The following is a 12,751-nucleotide window of genomic DNA, read 5'->3' on the forward strand; positions in this document are numbered from 1 at the left end:
AGGCATGGCCAAGTCACCCGCGCTCCGCGTGTCCCCCCCGTCCGTCGAGAAAGACGCGAGCCTCATGGTGCGCGTGGACAGCGCGTCCAAGGCGTTGATCACGTCCGCGGCGGGTATGCGCGGCATCAGCACCAGTGACTACGTGCGGACCGTCGTGGTGGGCCAGGCGCGCCGCGAGCTCGAGGAGGCGCGCACCAAGGCCATCGTGCTGTCAGCCGATGAGCAGCTGCTGTTTTGGACTGCGTTGCACAAGCCAGGGCGGCTCACCAAACGCCAGCGCAAGTTGGGTGAGCTGATGCGCGGCGAGCGCTGATGGCGGTCGTCTTTCCGGCTGGTCTCGCCCTCGAAGACCTGCGGCGAGGGCACAAGCGCGCGGACTTCGGCTCAGGGCAGCAACTCGTGGACGCCTGGCTGCATACCCAGGCTCTTCAGAGCCAGACAAAGCGCCTCACCGTCAGCCGCGTCCTCGCCACCCGAGACGGCGTGGTGGCCGGCTACTACACCTTGGCGATGGGCCAGGTGGACTTTGGGGAGCTGCCCGCGGACTTGGTGGCCAAGCTCCCGCGGCGCGCGCTTCCGGTTGCGGTGCTGGCCTGGCTTGGACTGGATGCTGCCTACCAGGGGCAGGGGCTGGGGGCCCGGCTGCTCGCCCAGGCCCTCTCCGACTGTCACGCGGCGGGTGAGACGTTTCCGCTCGTGGCCGTGGTGCTGGATGCGGTGGATGCGGCGTCAAAGTCCTTCTATGCGCACTGGGACTTTCGTGAGGTGCCCGGGCGGCCCATGAAGCTGTACTTGACCCCCGCGTCACTCAACGCGCTCATCGCGGGCTGAGGCAGGCGCTCGCAGCACACCGAGCGCCCCCTCCGGCGCCCGGTGCCCATCCCCATCAGTCGCGCCGGTACATCGTCACCACGCACGCTCCGCCCAACCCGAGGTTGTGCTGCAGCGCGATGCGCGCGTTCTCCACTTGGCGCTGCTCGGACTGCCCGCGCAGCTGCCAGACCAGCTCGGTGCACTGCGCCAAGCCCGTGGCGCCCAGTGGATGGCCCTTGGACAGCAAGCCGCCAGACGGGTTCGTCACGACCTTGCCGCCGTAGGTGTTGTCCGCGTCCCAGATGAACTTCTCGGCGCCGCCCTCGGGGCACAGGCCGAGGCCTTCGTAGGTGAGCAGCTCGTTGGCGGTGAAGCAGTCGTGCAGCTCCACCACGTCCACGTCGTCGGGGCCCACGCCGGCGGCCTCGTAGACCTTCTGCGCGGCGTTCTTGGTCATGTCGTAGCCCACCATCTTGATCATGGAGTGCTCTTCGAAGCTGCTGGCGTAGTCCGTGGTCATGGCCTGCGCGGCGATGTAGACGGGGTTGGTGATCCCGTGCTTCTTCGCGAAGTCGTCGGAGCACAGGATGGCCGCGCCGGCGCCGCAGGTGGGCGGGCAGCACTGGTAGCGCGTGAGCGGGTCGAACACGTCGGGTGAGGCCATGACCTCCTCGAGCGTGAGGGTGTTGTTGAAGAGCGCGTAGGGGTTGCGGCTGGCGTGCTGGCGCGCCTTCACCGCGATCTGCCCGAACGTCTCCTTCTTGGTGCCGTGCAGGAAGCGGTATTCGCGCCCTGCGCCGCCGAACATCTGGGCCGCCGGCGGGGCCTGCGTGACGCCCTGCATGCCCACCATGACCTCGGCGTGGAGGCCCAGGGGGTTCTCGCGGTCGTTGAACTTGTTGCCCAGCGCGCCGCGCTCCATCTTCTCGAAGCCCAGCGCCAGCACGCACTCGGCGAGGCCACCCTCGATGGCCTGGCGCGCCAGGAACAGCGCGCTCGACCCCGTGGAGCAGTTGTTGTTCACGTTGACCACCGGGATGCCCGAGAGGCCCAGCTCGTACACCGCGCGCTGGCCGCAGGTGGAGTCGCCGAAGACGTAGCCCGCGAAGGCCTGCTCCACCTCGCCGTAGGCGATGCCGGCGTCCGCGAGGGCGAGCGTGCCCGCCTCCTTGGCCATCTCGTGATAGTCGGGACTGGCGCCGGGCTTGGCGAACTTCGTCATGCCCACACCGATTACATTGACGCGACGCTTCATTTGCTTGCTCCCGTTGCCTGCTCGAGCTGACGCGCGAGCGTGATGTTCCCGTCGATGGTGAGTGCGCCCTTCTGGAAGAGCTCCTGCATCTTGCTCTCGCCGTTCACGAGAGCGGCGAGCTGCGCGTCGCCGAGCGTGATGGTGGCGCCCGCGTCGCTGCGCTCGCCCTGCGTCACGCTGGGCGGGTTGGCGCCGAGGTCCACGGACCACACGCCGTCGGGGTCCTTGACGCGCAGCTGCACCACGCCTGCGCCGCCCGACTTGCCGGCCAGGTTGGCCTCCAGCTTCGCGAGCGCCTCGGCGGCCAGCGCCTTCTTGGGCTCCTTCTTGGCCACCGGTGCCGCGGCCGCCGGGGCGCCTGCCGCGAGGCGTGCCTGGCGTGCCTTCTCCACGCGGCTCTTGTCCATGCCCGCCAGCGCGGCCAGCTTGTTGGACGCCATGACGTTGCCGCTGATCTTGATCTGCCCACCGAAGTAGAGCTTCTGCACCGCCGCCATGTCGCCGCCGAAGAGCGTGCCCACGAGCGCTGTGTCCACCGCGATGGTCACGTCCGCGGCGTCGGCCTTGCCTGGCCCCGCGCTGCCCGGCGCGTTCTTCAAGTCGATGAAGTAGCTGCTCTCCGGGTTGTCGAACTCGAACTGGAAGACGGTCTTGCCCTTGGCGACCACCTCGGGCTTGTCCGCGATCTCGGCCGCGATGGCCGTGAAGAGGTCACCGAGCGTGGCCTCCTGCGACGCCGCCGGAGCCGCTGCCGCGCTGGCCGCCGGAGCCGCTGGAGCGCCACCACCGCCAGCCGCCACGCGCGCCTTGCGAGCGTCTTCCACCAGCTGCTTGTCCATGGTGGCGAGCGCGGCCAGCTTGTTCGAAGCCATGACGTTGCCCGCGATCTTCAGCGTGCCGCCGAAGTAGAGCTTCTGCACCGTGGCCATGTCGCCGCCGAAGATGGTGGGGCCGTGCTCCGTGTCCACCTCGAGCGTGACGTCCGCCGCGTCGAGCGTGCCCGGGCCCGCCGAGCCAGCGCCGCTCTTCAGATCGATGAAGAAGCTCTGATCCGGGTTGTGGAAGTGGAACTGGAACGACGTCTTGGTCTGGCCCACCAGCCCCGGGTTCTTGGCGATGTACGCGGCCACGCCGGTGAACACGTCGGCCAGCTGGACCTCGGTGTCCACCGCGGGCGCTGCCGCCTGGGCCGCGGGAGCCTCTGCCGCAGCGCTCTTGGCGGGCGCCTTGGCCGCCGTCTTAGCAACCTTTTGCGGGATCTCCTTGTAGAGCTCCACCGCGGCGTTCTTGATGACCACCTCATTGCGCTCCTTCACGCTGGTCTCGAACACGATGCGCGTGTCGGACTCCTTCCACATGCGCGTGACCAGCGTCTCGCCGGGGAACACGTTCTTCGCGAAGCGCACCTTGATGCTCTTGAACTTCCGCCCGTCGTTGTCGCAGAAGGCCTTGATGACGTGGCGCCCCGCGTGCCCGAACGTGCACAGCCCATGCAGGATGGGGCGGTCGTAGCCGAAGGCCTTGGCGAAGCCCGGGTCCGCGTGCAGCGGGTTCCAGTCGCCCGACAGGCGGAAGAGCAGCGTCTGGTTCACGTCGGTCTTCTCTTCGATGACCGCGTCGGGCTCACGCGCCGGCGGCACGTTGATGTCGGCGCTCGGCCCACGGTCGCCGCCCCAGCCGCCCGCGCCCTTCACGAAGGACGTCATCTCGTTGTAGGCGAGCTCGGTGCCGTCCTCATCCACCGTGCTGATGGCGAACGTGACCACCGCGTTCGGGTCCTTGTCGTAGGCGTTCTTGAACTTGAAGTGGTGCGTGAGCTTGCCCTTGCGCGGCATGGGGCCCTTGAGCTCCATGTACTGCTCGCCGTGCAGCAGCCGTTCGAAGCCGAAGCTCATGCCCGGCATCGTGAACGTGCCCTCGCGCGCAGCCTTCAGCATGGCGCTCATCTGCGGCATGACGCCGAACGTGGGCAGCGCCTGGAAGTCCCCGCCCATCTCGTAGGCGAACTTCAGCTCGCTCTTGTCGAGCGGGTCGCGCGCGGCGCCAATGCCGAGAGCGTAGAGCGCGAGGTCGTTCTCGTCGTACTCGGACTCGAACTTCACCGAGGTCTTGCTGGCCACGTCGAGGTCGATGAACTCGTTCCCACCCAGGCTGGGCGACGTGATGTTGCGCAAGATGGGCGCCATCGACTCGTTGATGGTCTTGGGGTTCTCGCTGTTCTCTTCGAAGCCCGTGATCTTGGCCCAGCGCGAGGCCACGTCGTCCACGCTGAAGCGCCGGCCCAGCGGGAACGTGGTGCCGTAGGAGCGTTCCCAGCGCACCTTGGCGATGTAGCCGGCGCCCACCTCGAAGAGGCCCTTGGTCTCCTCGCAGTCCTCGTGGCACAGCCAGGCCACCAGCGGGCTCACGGCCTCGGGCTGGAGGTGCTTCAAGATGTCGGGCGGCAAGACAGTCTCCGTGAGCCGTGACGCCGCGATGGGCGCGATGGTGTTCACGTACACGTTTTTGTTGCGGCCCTCTTCGGCGAGCGTGTTGGCCAGGCCCACCAGGCCCAGCTTGGCGGCGCTGTAGTTGGCCTGCCCGAAGTTGCCGTAGATGCCGGCTGCCGACGTGGTCATCACGATTCGGCCGAAGCCCTGCTCGCGCATGATGGGCCAGGCCGCGTGGCTCACGCTCATGGAGCCGGTGAGGTGCACGGCCAGCACGATGTCCCACTCCGCCTGCGTCATCTTGGCGAAGCTCACGTCGCGCAGGATGCCGGCGTTGTTGATCAGGATGTCCACCTTGCCGAAGGCGTCCACGGCCGTCTTCACGATGCCCGCCCCGTTCACCACCGAGTCGTAGTTGGCCACGGCCTGGCCGCCGGCCGCGCGGATCTCCTCCACCACCTTGTCGGCCGCCGAGGCGGACTTGCCCTCGCCCGTGGCGGCGCCGCCCAGGTCGTTCACCACCACCTTGGCGCCGAGGCTGCCCAGCAAGAGCGCGTGGGAGCGGCCTAGGCCGGCTCCGGCACCCGTCACAATCGCCACACGGTCATCGAAACGTAGCTTGGTCATCGGTCTTGTTCCCTGGTCGAAGCGAAAAGGTGGTGGTCCGCGCGCGCTGCTAGATGCTGCGCGAGATGAGCTCTTTCATGATCTCGTTGGTGCCGCCGTAGATGCGGTTGGCGCGCGTATCGATGTACGCACGCGCGATGGGGTACTCCAGCATGTAGCCGTAGCCGCCGTGCAGCTGGACACACTCGTCCACCACGCGGCTGAGCAGGTCCGACACCCAGTACTTGCCGGCGCACGCGGCCTCGGGCGTGAGCTTCTTCTCGAGCACCAGCTCGATGCACTTGTCCACGTAGACGCGCGCGATCTGGATCTCGCTGCGCATCTCGGCGAGCTTGAAGCGCGTGTTCTGGAACGAGGCCACGGGCTTCCCGAAGGCCTTGCGCTGCTTCACGTACTCCACCGTGGTGGCCAGCGCGAACTCGGCGCCCGACACGCACATGATGGCGATCATCATGCGCTCCCAAGCCAGCTCCTTCATGAGCATGATGAAGCCCATGCCCTCGGCGCCCAGCAGGTTGCTCTTGGGCACGCGCACGTTGTCGAAGAAGAGCTCGCAGGTGTCCTGCCCCTTCATGCCCACCTTGTTGAGCGGCTTGCCCTTGGTGAAGCCCGCGCGGTCGGCCTCCACGATCATGAGCGAGACGTTGGCCGAGCCCTTCGCGCCCTCGCCGGTCTTCACCGCCACGATGGCCATGTCGCAGAGGAAGCCGTTGGTGATGAAGATCTTGGCGCCGTTGATGACGTACTCGTCGCCCTCGAGCTTGGCGGTGCACTGGATGCCCTGCAGGTCCGAGCCCGTGCCCGGCTCGGTCATGGCGATGGCGGTCACGGCCTCGCCGCTGGCCATCTTGGGCAGCCAGTGGTTCTTCTGCGCGGGTGTGCCGAAGTTGATGATGTAGTTGGCGACGATGTCCGAGTGCAGCGAGAAGCCGCTGGCCGAGTCACCCACGCGCGCCTGCTCCTCCATGAGGATCACGGAGTAGAGCCGGTCCACGCCCGACCCGCCGAACTCGGTGGGCATGGTGCAGCACAGCAGGCCCAGCTCACCGGCCTTGTTCCACAGGTCGCGGTCGATGTGCTGCTGGGTCTCCCACTTCTCTTGATGCGGGGCGACCTCGGTCTCGAAGAAGCGGCGCGCCGTGGCGCGGAAGGCCTCGTGGTCCTCGGTGAACAGGGTGCGCGGCATCATGGGAGCCACGGGCTTCGGGACGTGCAGGTTGCTCATGCGGCGGCACCCTAGCAGTTACAATACGTACGTACAACTTGTGTTTTGAGATCCAGCGAGTACCCTGGCTTCGCTCATGAAATCACCAGCGAATGGCGCCGAGCGCCCCCCGCGGCGCAAGCAGGAAGACCGCAGCGAGGCCACCCGCCAGCGGCTGATCGACGCCACCCTCAGCTGCCTCGAGACCGAGGGCTACTCGGGCACCACCATCAGCAAGATCGTGGAGCGCGGCGCGGTCTCGCGCGGCGCGCACGTCTACCACTTCCCGTCCAAGTCGGCGCTCATCGAGGCCGCGGCAAAGCACCTGGTGAAGCGCGTGTACATCCAGCTCGGAAAGGCCTTCATGAACCTGCCCGACTCCGAGGACCGGCTGCAGGCCATGGCCATCAGCGGCTGGCGCACGGTGTTCTGCGCGCGTGAGCACGCGGTGCTGCTGGAGCTCCTGCTGGCCAGCCGGCACGACGAAGAGCTGGCGGCGGTGATGCAGCGCCTGTGGACGTCGGGCTACGCGGTGATCCGCGCGGCGGCCGTGCACTACTTCGAGCCCGTGGACCCGAAGGACAACGTGGAGTCCATCATCGCGCTCTTGCAGTGGCTGCTGCGCGGCATGGTGCTGGACCGCCACCTGGTGAAGGACCCGACGTTGCTGGAAGAGCACGTGGTGCTGTGGTGCGACCTCATGCGCACGCGCATTCGTGCGCGTCCTGGCGTGAACACTCCGCCGCCACGGCCGCCGGAGTGGGTGTTCCAGTAGCCCAACGCGGACAATTGACTATCGCGGGGAAGTGGCGTCTTCTCTTTGGCGGCACTCTGAGTGCGAATCGTCATGTAGCCGCCGTGGCGGCGTCAGGAGGACCCATGATTCATTCAACACGCGAGATCCGAACCAGCGGGGTGGTTGGAAGACGCGCGGCGGCGCTCTCGGCGCTCCTACTCGCGTCGCTCCCGTGGGGCGAGGTCGCTGCACAGTCGGCCTGCGGCAACACGTGCGTGGATGCCTTCGACGGCTGGTGCGACGACGGTGGCCCTGGGTCGGACTACTCCATCTGCACCTACGGCTCGGACTGCGGGGACTGCGGCGCGCGTTCCACCGGGGGCGCGACGTCGGGTCTCTGCTCCAACTCGTGCGTGGACGCACGGGACGGCTGGTGCGATGACGGCGGTTCCGGGTCGGACTACTCCATCTGCAGCCTCGGCTCGGACTGCGCGGACTGCGGCTTCCGCCCCACCGGGGGAGGGGGCGTGAGTGACGGCGGATGCGCTGCTGTGGCTCCGCAAGCGGCAGCGGGCTCATCACGCGGCACCGCTTGGCCCGCGCTGCTGGCGTTGGCCGGCTTCGCGTTGGTGCACCGGCGCCGCAGCGCTCAGACCTGAAGGCCGCGCCATGGCCCGCTTCACGGCAACGCACGGGTCGCGCTTCGGGATGGTGGTCGCGCTCTCGCTCGCGGCAGGCGCCTTCGCTTGGTACACCCACGCTGCCGCCCCTGCTTCGAGCCATCGCCCGCTCCCGCGCGCCCCCGCACGAGGCGCGGTCGGCGCGCTCGCGAACGCTGATGGCGCGGGGCAGGCCCTCGATGTCGGTCCTGACTGTGGCGCCGCGCTCGCCGGGGCGGTCGCTGTCGACCACGCACCCCAGCCTGCGGCGGACCTCGACGAGGAGGACTTCGCGAGGAGCACGAAGGCGCTCTGGAGAGCGTCCGGTTCACCCGCAGAGCCAGGCGAGCGGGCAGCCTTCGTGAGGGCCGCGAGAGACGACTGGAACGCGTCGACCCCTCGGGAAGTCAGCCCCGAGGTCGAACGAGCGAGGCTCCTGAAGGCGGGCCGAGGCGGACCTCCCCGCCGCTTCGAAGGCGACGCGGGTAGCCTGCGGTGAGTCATCGCGTCGGCGCGGGCGGCCCGAGAGCACGCCCGCGCGACGGGGCGACGCTCAGCGCGCGATGGTGATGGAGATGACCTGGAGCGGCTTCTGCGTGGCGCCCGACCGCGAGCCGAAGCCCTCGATCTTCTTCACGATGTCCATGCCCTCGGTGACGCGCCCGAAGACCGGGTGCGAGGAGTCCGAGCTGCGGTCGAACCAGTCGAGGTACTTGTTGTGGGCCGTGTTCACGAAGAACTGCGAGCCGCCGCTGTTGGGACGGCCGGTGTTGGCCATGGAGAGCGTGCCCGGCTCGTTCGAGAACTTGGCGGTCTCGAGGAACTCGTCCTTGATGGTGCCGTGGGGCGGGCCGCCGGTGCCGGCGCGCGAGCTCTTTGGGTCCTTCGAGTGCGGGCAGCCGAACTGCAGCATGAAGTTCGGGATGACGCGGTGGAAGTGCAGCCCGTTGTAGAAGCCGCTCTCGGCCAGGCTGATGAAGTTCTGCGCCGTGATGGGCATCTCGGCGAGGAAGATTTCCGCCTTGAACGAGCCCTCGCTGGTCTCGAAGGTGGCGACCGGATTTGCCATGTGACTGTCTCCTGAAGGATGGCTCCCGGCACGTGGCCGGGTGAAGGGTGCCGCGCCGGGTGGCGGGCTGCGCGCAGCATGCGTCACACCGCGTATTGGGGTCAACGCGGCACATGTGTGTAGGATGCGCGGGATGCGTCGCCCGCGCCCCGCAGTCCTGCTCGCGCTGCCCATGCTGCTCGTCATCAGCGCCACGGGACAGCTGGTGTCTGGGGACACGCCGCCGGCCATGCGCTCCGCGCTGGTGGGTGACGGGACTCCCGCTGGGCGCACGCAGTTCGTGCTGCTGGGCTTCGACGCCACACCGGGCCCCGAGCCCCGCGTCGAGGACTCCGGCTTCCACTACATCTTCGAATCGATCAACCGGCACCGAGCCGCGGGGCGGCCGCCCAACTCGTTCACGCTGTTCATCTCCACGGGGCTCCTCCAGCTGCAGCCCGGTCGCCGCCGTCACACCGAAGAAGAGCGCGCGTTCGAGGGCGGGCTGCCGCGCAACCAGCCCGTCATCGGATATGCCCGCAACCTGTCCGCGCTGCAGGCCCGCGCCGCCAACATTCGTGAGCTGTCTGCGCGCGGAGTGGAGATCGGCTCGCATGCGGTGCGCCACGCCCACGGGCTGCACTTCGACGAGGCCACCTGGCGCGCCGAGCTGGCCGACCACCAGCGCATCTCGGACCTGCTCTCGCTGCCACGCCCGCTGGGCTTCCGCGCGCCGTTCCTCGAGTACAACGAGGCCATGTACACCGCACTGGCGGCGCACGGCACGCGCTACGACGCCTCTCGCCCCGGGATGCGCACGTGGCCCACGCGGCACGCGAGCGGCATCTGGCTGTTCAGCATCCCGAGCGTGGTGGTGCCCGGTGGGCGTCGCGCGCTCTTCTTCGACGACAACCTGCGCGAGCTCCTGCTGCCGCTGGCGCACGCGAGCGGGAAGACGGGGCGGGACGCGGAGCGCCACATCGACGACGAGTACTACGAGGCTGGCATGGCCGAGTTCCAAGAGCGCTACCGCGGCGAGCGCGCGCCCTTCTTGATCAGCGGTCACGGTAACTTTCGCGGGGGCATCCTGCGCCTGATGCGCCATGTGTGCGGCCTGCCGGACGTGCGCTGCGCCACGTTCAGCGAGGCCGCAGCGTACCTGGACGCTCACCCCGAGCTGGCCGGTCGCTGACGGCGCTGACCTCGGGACCGTGGCGCGCTATGGTGGGCGCGTCATGCGTGCCGACTACCTCGCCGTCTCCGTCACCGACGCGCTCGCTGCGGAGCGCACCGTGTTGGCGGCCGAGCGCACCTTCCTCGCGTACCTGCGCTCGGCGTTCGCGCTCTTCGTGGCGGGCGTCACCGGTGCCCAGCTGCTGGAGGCGCAGTGGCTGCTGGCGGTGGCGTACGCGCTGGCCATCATCGCGCCGCTGGTGCTCCTGGTCGGGGTGCAGCGCTTGCGTGCGTCTCGGCGGGTGGTGGCCGAGCTGCTGGCCCGCATGGCGAATGAAAGACGGAGGAGCGGAGCATGACGTTGGCGGCGGGGACGGTCGTGGGAGGGGACTTCCGCATCGAGGCGCCGCTGGCGGCGGGTGGCATGGGGGCGGTGTTCATCGCCACGCAGCTCTCCACCGGGCGGCGGCGGGCGCTCAAGGTGATGCACGCCCTGCTGGTGAGCGACGCGGTCAGCCGCGAGCGCTTCCTCGAGGAGGCGCGCGTCGGCAGTCAGATCGAGAGCGAGCACGTGGTGGAGGTGGTGGGCGCGGGTGTGGACGCCGAGACCGGCAGCCCGTGGCTGGCCATGGAGCTGCTGGAGGGCGAGACGCTGGCCGACCGCGTGGCGCGTGGGCGGCTCTCGGCCGCGGAGCTCGCGCCGCTCATGCAGGGGCTGCGGCACGGCCTCGGGCGAGCGCACGCCCGCGGCATCGTGCACCGTGACCTGAAGCCCGAGAACCTGTTCATCGCGCGTGGGCGCGGGGCCAGCAACGCCGACTCCCTCAAGATCCTGGACTTCGGCATCGCCAAGCTGCTGCAGGGAGGCAAGACAGCGGCCACCCAGAACATCGCGGGTTCGCCGCTCTGGATGGCGCCCGAGCAGGCAGACAGCCGCGAGATCCGGCCCGCTACGGACGTGTGGGCGCTGGGGCTCATCGCCTTCGATGCGTTGGTGGGGCAGTCCTACTGGCGCTCCGCCACGGACGGCTCGACGCTCACGCGCCTCTTGGTGGAGATCCTCACGGAGCCCATCGAGCCCGCCTCGGTGCGTGCGGCGTCCATGGCCGGGGCCGAGGTGGCGGCGGCGCTGCCGCGCGAGTTCGACGCGTTCTTCGCGCGCTGCGTGGAGCGAGACCCGCGCGCGCGCTTCCGCGACGCGAGTGAAGCGCTCGACGCGCTCGACGACGTGCTGCGCGGGGTGCCGATGCGCGCGGCAGCCAGCGCTTCGCGGCCGCCTGCGCAGGACGCGTTCGCGGCCACGGCGCTGAGCCTGCCGCCTCCCGAGCCGGGGGCCTTCGCGGCGGGTGGGGCAGGGCTGGCCACCGCGTTTCGGGCCACGGCGCAGACCGTACCCGTCCCCGAGCCCACGCCGCTCGCGGCCACTCACCCGGGGGTGGCAGAGCCCACCGTGCTGGCAGCACGCGGCTCACGCGCGCCGTGGGTAGTCGCAGCGCTCTCGCTCGCGGGGATGCTGGCCATGGGCTGGTGGGTGCTGGGTCGCAGTGACAGAACGGTGGCCAACATGGAGCACACGCCGCCGCTCACGCAGCCCGCCGAGGCGCTCGAGCCAGCGCCACGCGTCGAGGCGGCCGAAGCCGAGCCTGCTGTGCCGGTCGATGGCGCAGCCGTCGTGCCGAGCGCGCAGGTCACAGATGTGCCTCCGCCTGTCGCACCCGCCCAGGCTGCCATCCCCGGGGCCGCCCCCGCCACAGCGCCCGCTCCGCGTCCAGGTCGAGCGCGAGCTGGGAGTGCGTTGGCCGGTGGCGGCGCGGCACCTGCCGCAGCGGCCCCCGCACCCGACCCGGACGCGCGCAGCAGCAACCCCGACGTGGGCCGCTTCCGGTCCATGATCGTGGTGCCGTGTTGGCGCGACAACGCCCCCGCCGGGGCCGCGCCCGTGAGCGTCAGCGTGCAGGTGGGGTTCGGGCCCATGGGCAACATCACCATGGTGCGCGTGGACGGTTCCGATGACGCCAACTTCCGGCGCTGCGTGGTGATGCGCGGCACCACCTATCGCATGAGCGCGCCGCCCGAAGAGCCCACCATGACGGTGCGCGCGCGCCTTCCGTGAGAGCCTGTGGCGTGCGCGTCACACGCGTGTCTGTCAACCAAGGAGAGCGCAGATGAAGATTGGAATTCTGGGGTCGGGGGACGTGGCCAAGACGCTCGGGAAGGGCTTCTTGGCGAACGGTGACGAGGTCATGCTGGGCAGCCGCGAGGCCAGCAAGGTGGCGGGCTGGGCCGACCATGCGCAGGCTAGCGCAGGCACATTCGGCGAGGCCGCGGCGTTCGGGGACGTGGTGGTCCTCGCCGTGAAGGGCACCGTGGCGGTGGACGTGGTGAAGCTCGCGGGCGTCGCGGCGCTCGCCGGCAAGACCGTCCTCGACGCCACCAACCCCATTGCCGAGGCGCCCCCGGTGAACGGCATCCTGCTGTTCTTCACCGGCCCCAACGACTCGCTCATGGAGCGCCTGCAGGCCACCGCGCCCGACGCGCACTTCGTGAAGGCGTTCTCGTGCGTGGGCAACGGGTTCATGGTGAAGCCCGACCTGCCGGGCGGGCCGCCCACCATGTTCATCTGCGGCAACGACGACGGGGCCAAGGCCGAGGCCCGCAGCATCCTCGTCGCGTTTGGCTGGGACGTCGAGGACCTCGGGAAGGTCGAAGGCGCGCGCGCCATCGAGCCGCTGTGTCAGCTGTGGTGCGCCCCCGGCTTCCAGCGCAACCAGTGGACGCACGCGTTCAAGCTGCTGCGCCGCTGAGCG

12 protein-coding genes are annotated in these 12,751 nt (G+C 69.3%); 8 read left to right on the forward strand and 4 right to left on the reverse strand.

What is annotated here, in order from left to right:
- Positions 1-64 precede the first annotated feature (64 nt).
- Together IPI43_15170 and IPI43_15175 are read left to right on the forward strand one after the other, a co-directional pair.
- Positions 65-313: a DUF1778 domain-containing protein gene (locus tag IPI43_15170; GenBank protein ID MBK7775446.1), complete on the forward strand. Its 249-nt coding sequence runs from the start codon at positions 65-67 to the stop codon at positions 311-313.
- Positions 310-831, forward strand: a complete 522-nt coding sequence (locus IPI43_15175) for a GNAT family N-acetyltransferase (protein MBK7775447.1) — start codon at positions 310-312, stop codon at positions 829-831. Before IPI43_15170 ends, IPI43_15175 begins: the two co-directional genes overlap by 4 nt.
- Positions 832-886: 55 nt before the next feature.
- On the opposite strand, the gene IPI43_15180 is transcribed toward IPI43_15175, so the two are convergent.
- The 3 genes from IPI43_15180 to IPI43_15190 are packed head-to-tail and all read right to left on the reverse strand — an operon-like array spanning position 887 to position 6,349.
- Positions 887-2,068 carry a lipid-transfer protein gene (locus tag IPI43_15180; GenBank protein MBK7775448.1) on the reverse strand — a complete coding sequence of 394 codons (1,182 nt, stop codon included), beginning with the start codon at positions 2,066-2,068 and terminating at the stop codon, positions 887-889.
- Positions 2,065-5,124: an SDR family NAD(P)-dependent oxidoreductase gene (locus IPI43_15185; GenBank protein MBK7775449.1), complete on the reverse strand. Its 3,060-nt coding sequence runs from the start codon at positions 5,122-5,124 to the stop codon at positions 2,065-2,067. The genes IPI43_15180 and IPI43_15185 overlap by 4 nt, the downstream gene beginning before the upstream one ends.
- Positions 5,125-5,173: 49 nt before the next feature.
- Entirely contained in the window at positions 5,174-6,349 is a 1,176-nt protein-coding gene (locus IPI43_15190) for an acyl-CoA dehydrogenase family protein (GenBank protein ID MBK7775450.1), read from the reverse strand.
- Between the two features lie 76 nt (positions 6,350-6,425).
- On the opposite strand from IPI43_15190, the gene IPI43_15195 reads away from it, so the two are divergent.
- Both IPI43_15195 and IPI43_15200 read left to right on the forward strand, forming a co-directional pair.
- Positions 6,426-7,103: a TetR/AcrR family transcriptional regulator gene (locus IPI43_15195; GenBank protein ID MBK7775451.1), complete on the forward strand. Its 678-nt coding sequence runs from the start codon at positions 6,426-6,428 to the stop codon at positions 7,101-7,103.
- A gap of 104 nt (positions 7,104-7,207) precedes the next feature.
- On the forward strand, positions 7,208-7,723 hold the full coding sequence (locus tag IPI43_15200) for a hypothetical protein (protein ID MBK7775452.1): 516 nt from the start codon (positions 7,208-7,210) through the stop codon (positions 7,721-7,723).
- 553 nt (positions 7,724-8,276) lie between these two features.
- On the opposite strand, the gene IPI43_15205 is transcribed toward IPI43_15200, so the two are convergent.
- On the reverse strand, positions 8,277-8,792 hold the full coding sequence (locus tag IPI43_15205) for a peptidylprolyl isomerase (GenBank protein ID MBK7775453.1): 516 nt from the start codon (positions 8,790-8,792) through the stop codon (positions 8,277-8,279).
- A gap of 133 nt (positions 8,793-8,925) precedes the next feature.
- Here IPI43_15205 and IPI43_15210 point away from each other — a divergent pair, with 133 nt between their 5' ends.
- From IPI43_15210 to IPI43_15225, 4 genes are read left to right on the forward strand one after another with little or no spacing between them, the layout of a single operon-like run.
- Positions 8,926-9,963: a polysaccharide deacetylase family protein gene (locus IPI43_15210; protein MBK7775454.1), complete on the forward strand. Its 1,038-nt coding sequence runs from the start codon at positions 8,926-8,928 to the stop codon at positions 9,961-9,963.
- A gap of 43 nt (positions 9,964-10,006) precedes the next feature.
- On the forward strand, positions 10,007-10,303 hold the full coding sequence (locus IPI43_15215; GenBank protein ID MBK7775455.1) for a DUF202 domain-containing protein: 297 nt from the start codon (positions 10,007-10,009) through the stop codon (positions 10,301-10,303).
- Positions 10,300-12,057, forward strand: a complete 1,758-nt coding sequence (locus tag IPI43_15220; protein ID MBK7775456.1) for a serine/threonine protein kinase — start codon at positions 10,300-10,302, stop codon at positions 12,055-12,057. The genes IPI43_15215 and IPI43_15220 overlap by 4 nt, the downstream gene beginning before the upstream one ends.
- A 52-nt stretch (positions 12,058-12,109) precedes the next feature.
- Positions 12,110-12,748 (forward strand): NAD(P)-binding domain-containing protein, encoded by a 639-nt coding sequence (locus IPI43_15225; protein ID MBK7775457.1) that lies wholly within the window; start codon positions 12,110-12,112, stop codon positions 12,746-12,748.
- The last annotated feature ends 3 nt before the right edge of the window (positions 12,749-12,751 follow it).

Source organism: Sandaracinaceae bacterium (assembly GCA_016706685.1).
In the GTDB taxonomy this organism is placed as follows: domain Bacteria; phylum Myxococcota_A; class Polyangia; order Polyangiales; family Houyiibacteriaceae; genus JADJJE01.

Coding starts and splice junctions, on each gene's coding strand:
- IPI43_15170 (MBK7775446.1), top strand. CDS start 65: ATGGTGCGCGTGGACAGCGCGTCCAAGGCGTTGATCACGTCCGCGGCG.
- IPI43_15180 (MBK7775448.1), bottom strand. CDS start 2,068: ATGAAGCGTCGCGTCAATGTAATCGGTGTGGGCATGACGAAGTTCGCC.
- IPI43_15185 (MBK7775449.1), bottom strand. CDS start 5,124: ATGACCAAGCTACGTTTCGATGACCGTGTGGCGATTGTGACGGGTGCC.
- IPI43_15190 (MBK7775450.1), bottom strand. CDS start 6,349: ATGAGCAACCTGCACGTCCCGAAGCCCGTGGCTCCCATGATGCCGCGC.
- IPI43_15195 (MBK7775451.1), top strand. CDS start 6,426: ATGAAATCACCAGCGAATGGCGCCGAGCGCCCCCCGCGGCGCAAGCAG.
- IPI43_15200 (MBK7775452.1), top strand. CDS start 7,208: ATGATTCATTCAACACGCGAGATCCGAACCAGCGGGGTGGTTGGAAGA.
- IPI43_15205 (MBK7775453.1), bottom strand. CDS start 8,792: ATGGCAAATCCGGTCGCCACCTTCGAGACCAGCGAGGGCTCGTTCAAG.
- IPI43_15210 (MBK7775454.1), top strand. CDS start 8,926: ATGCGTCGCCCGCGCCCCGCAGTCCTGCTCGCGCTGCCCATGCTGCTC.
- IPI43_15215 (MBK7775455.1), top strand. CDS start 10,007: ATGCGTGCCGACTACCTCGCCGTCTCCGTCACCGACGCGCTCGCTGCG.
- IPI43_15220 (MBK7775456.1), top strand. CDS start 10,300: ATGACGTTGGCGGCGGGGACGGTCGTGGGAGGGGACTTCCGCATCGAG.
- IPI43_15225 (MBK7775457.1), top strand. CDS start 12,110: ATGAAGATTGGAATTCTGGGGTCGGGGGACGTGGCCAAGACGCTCGGG.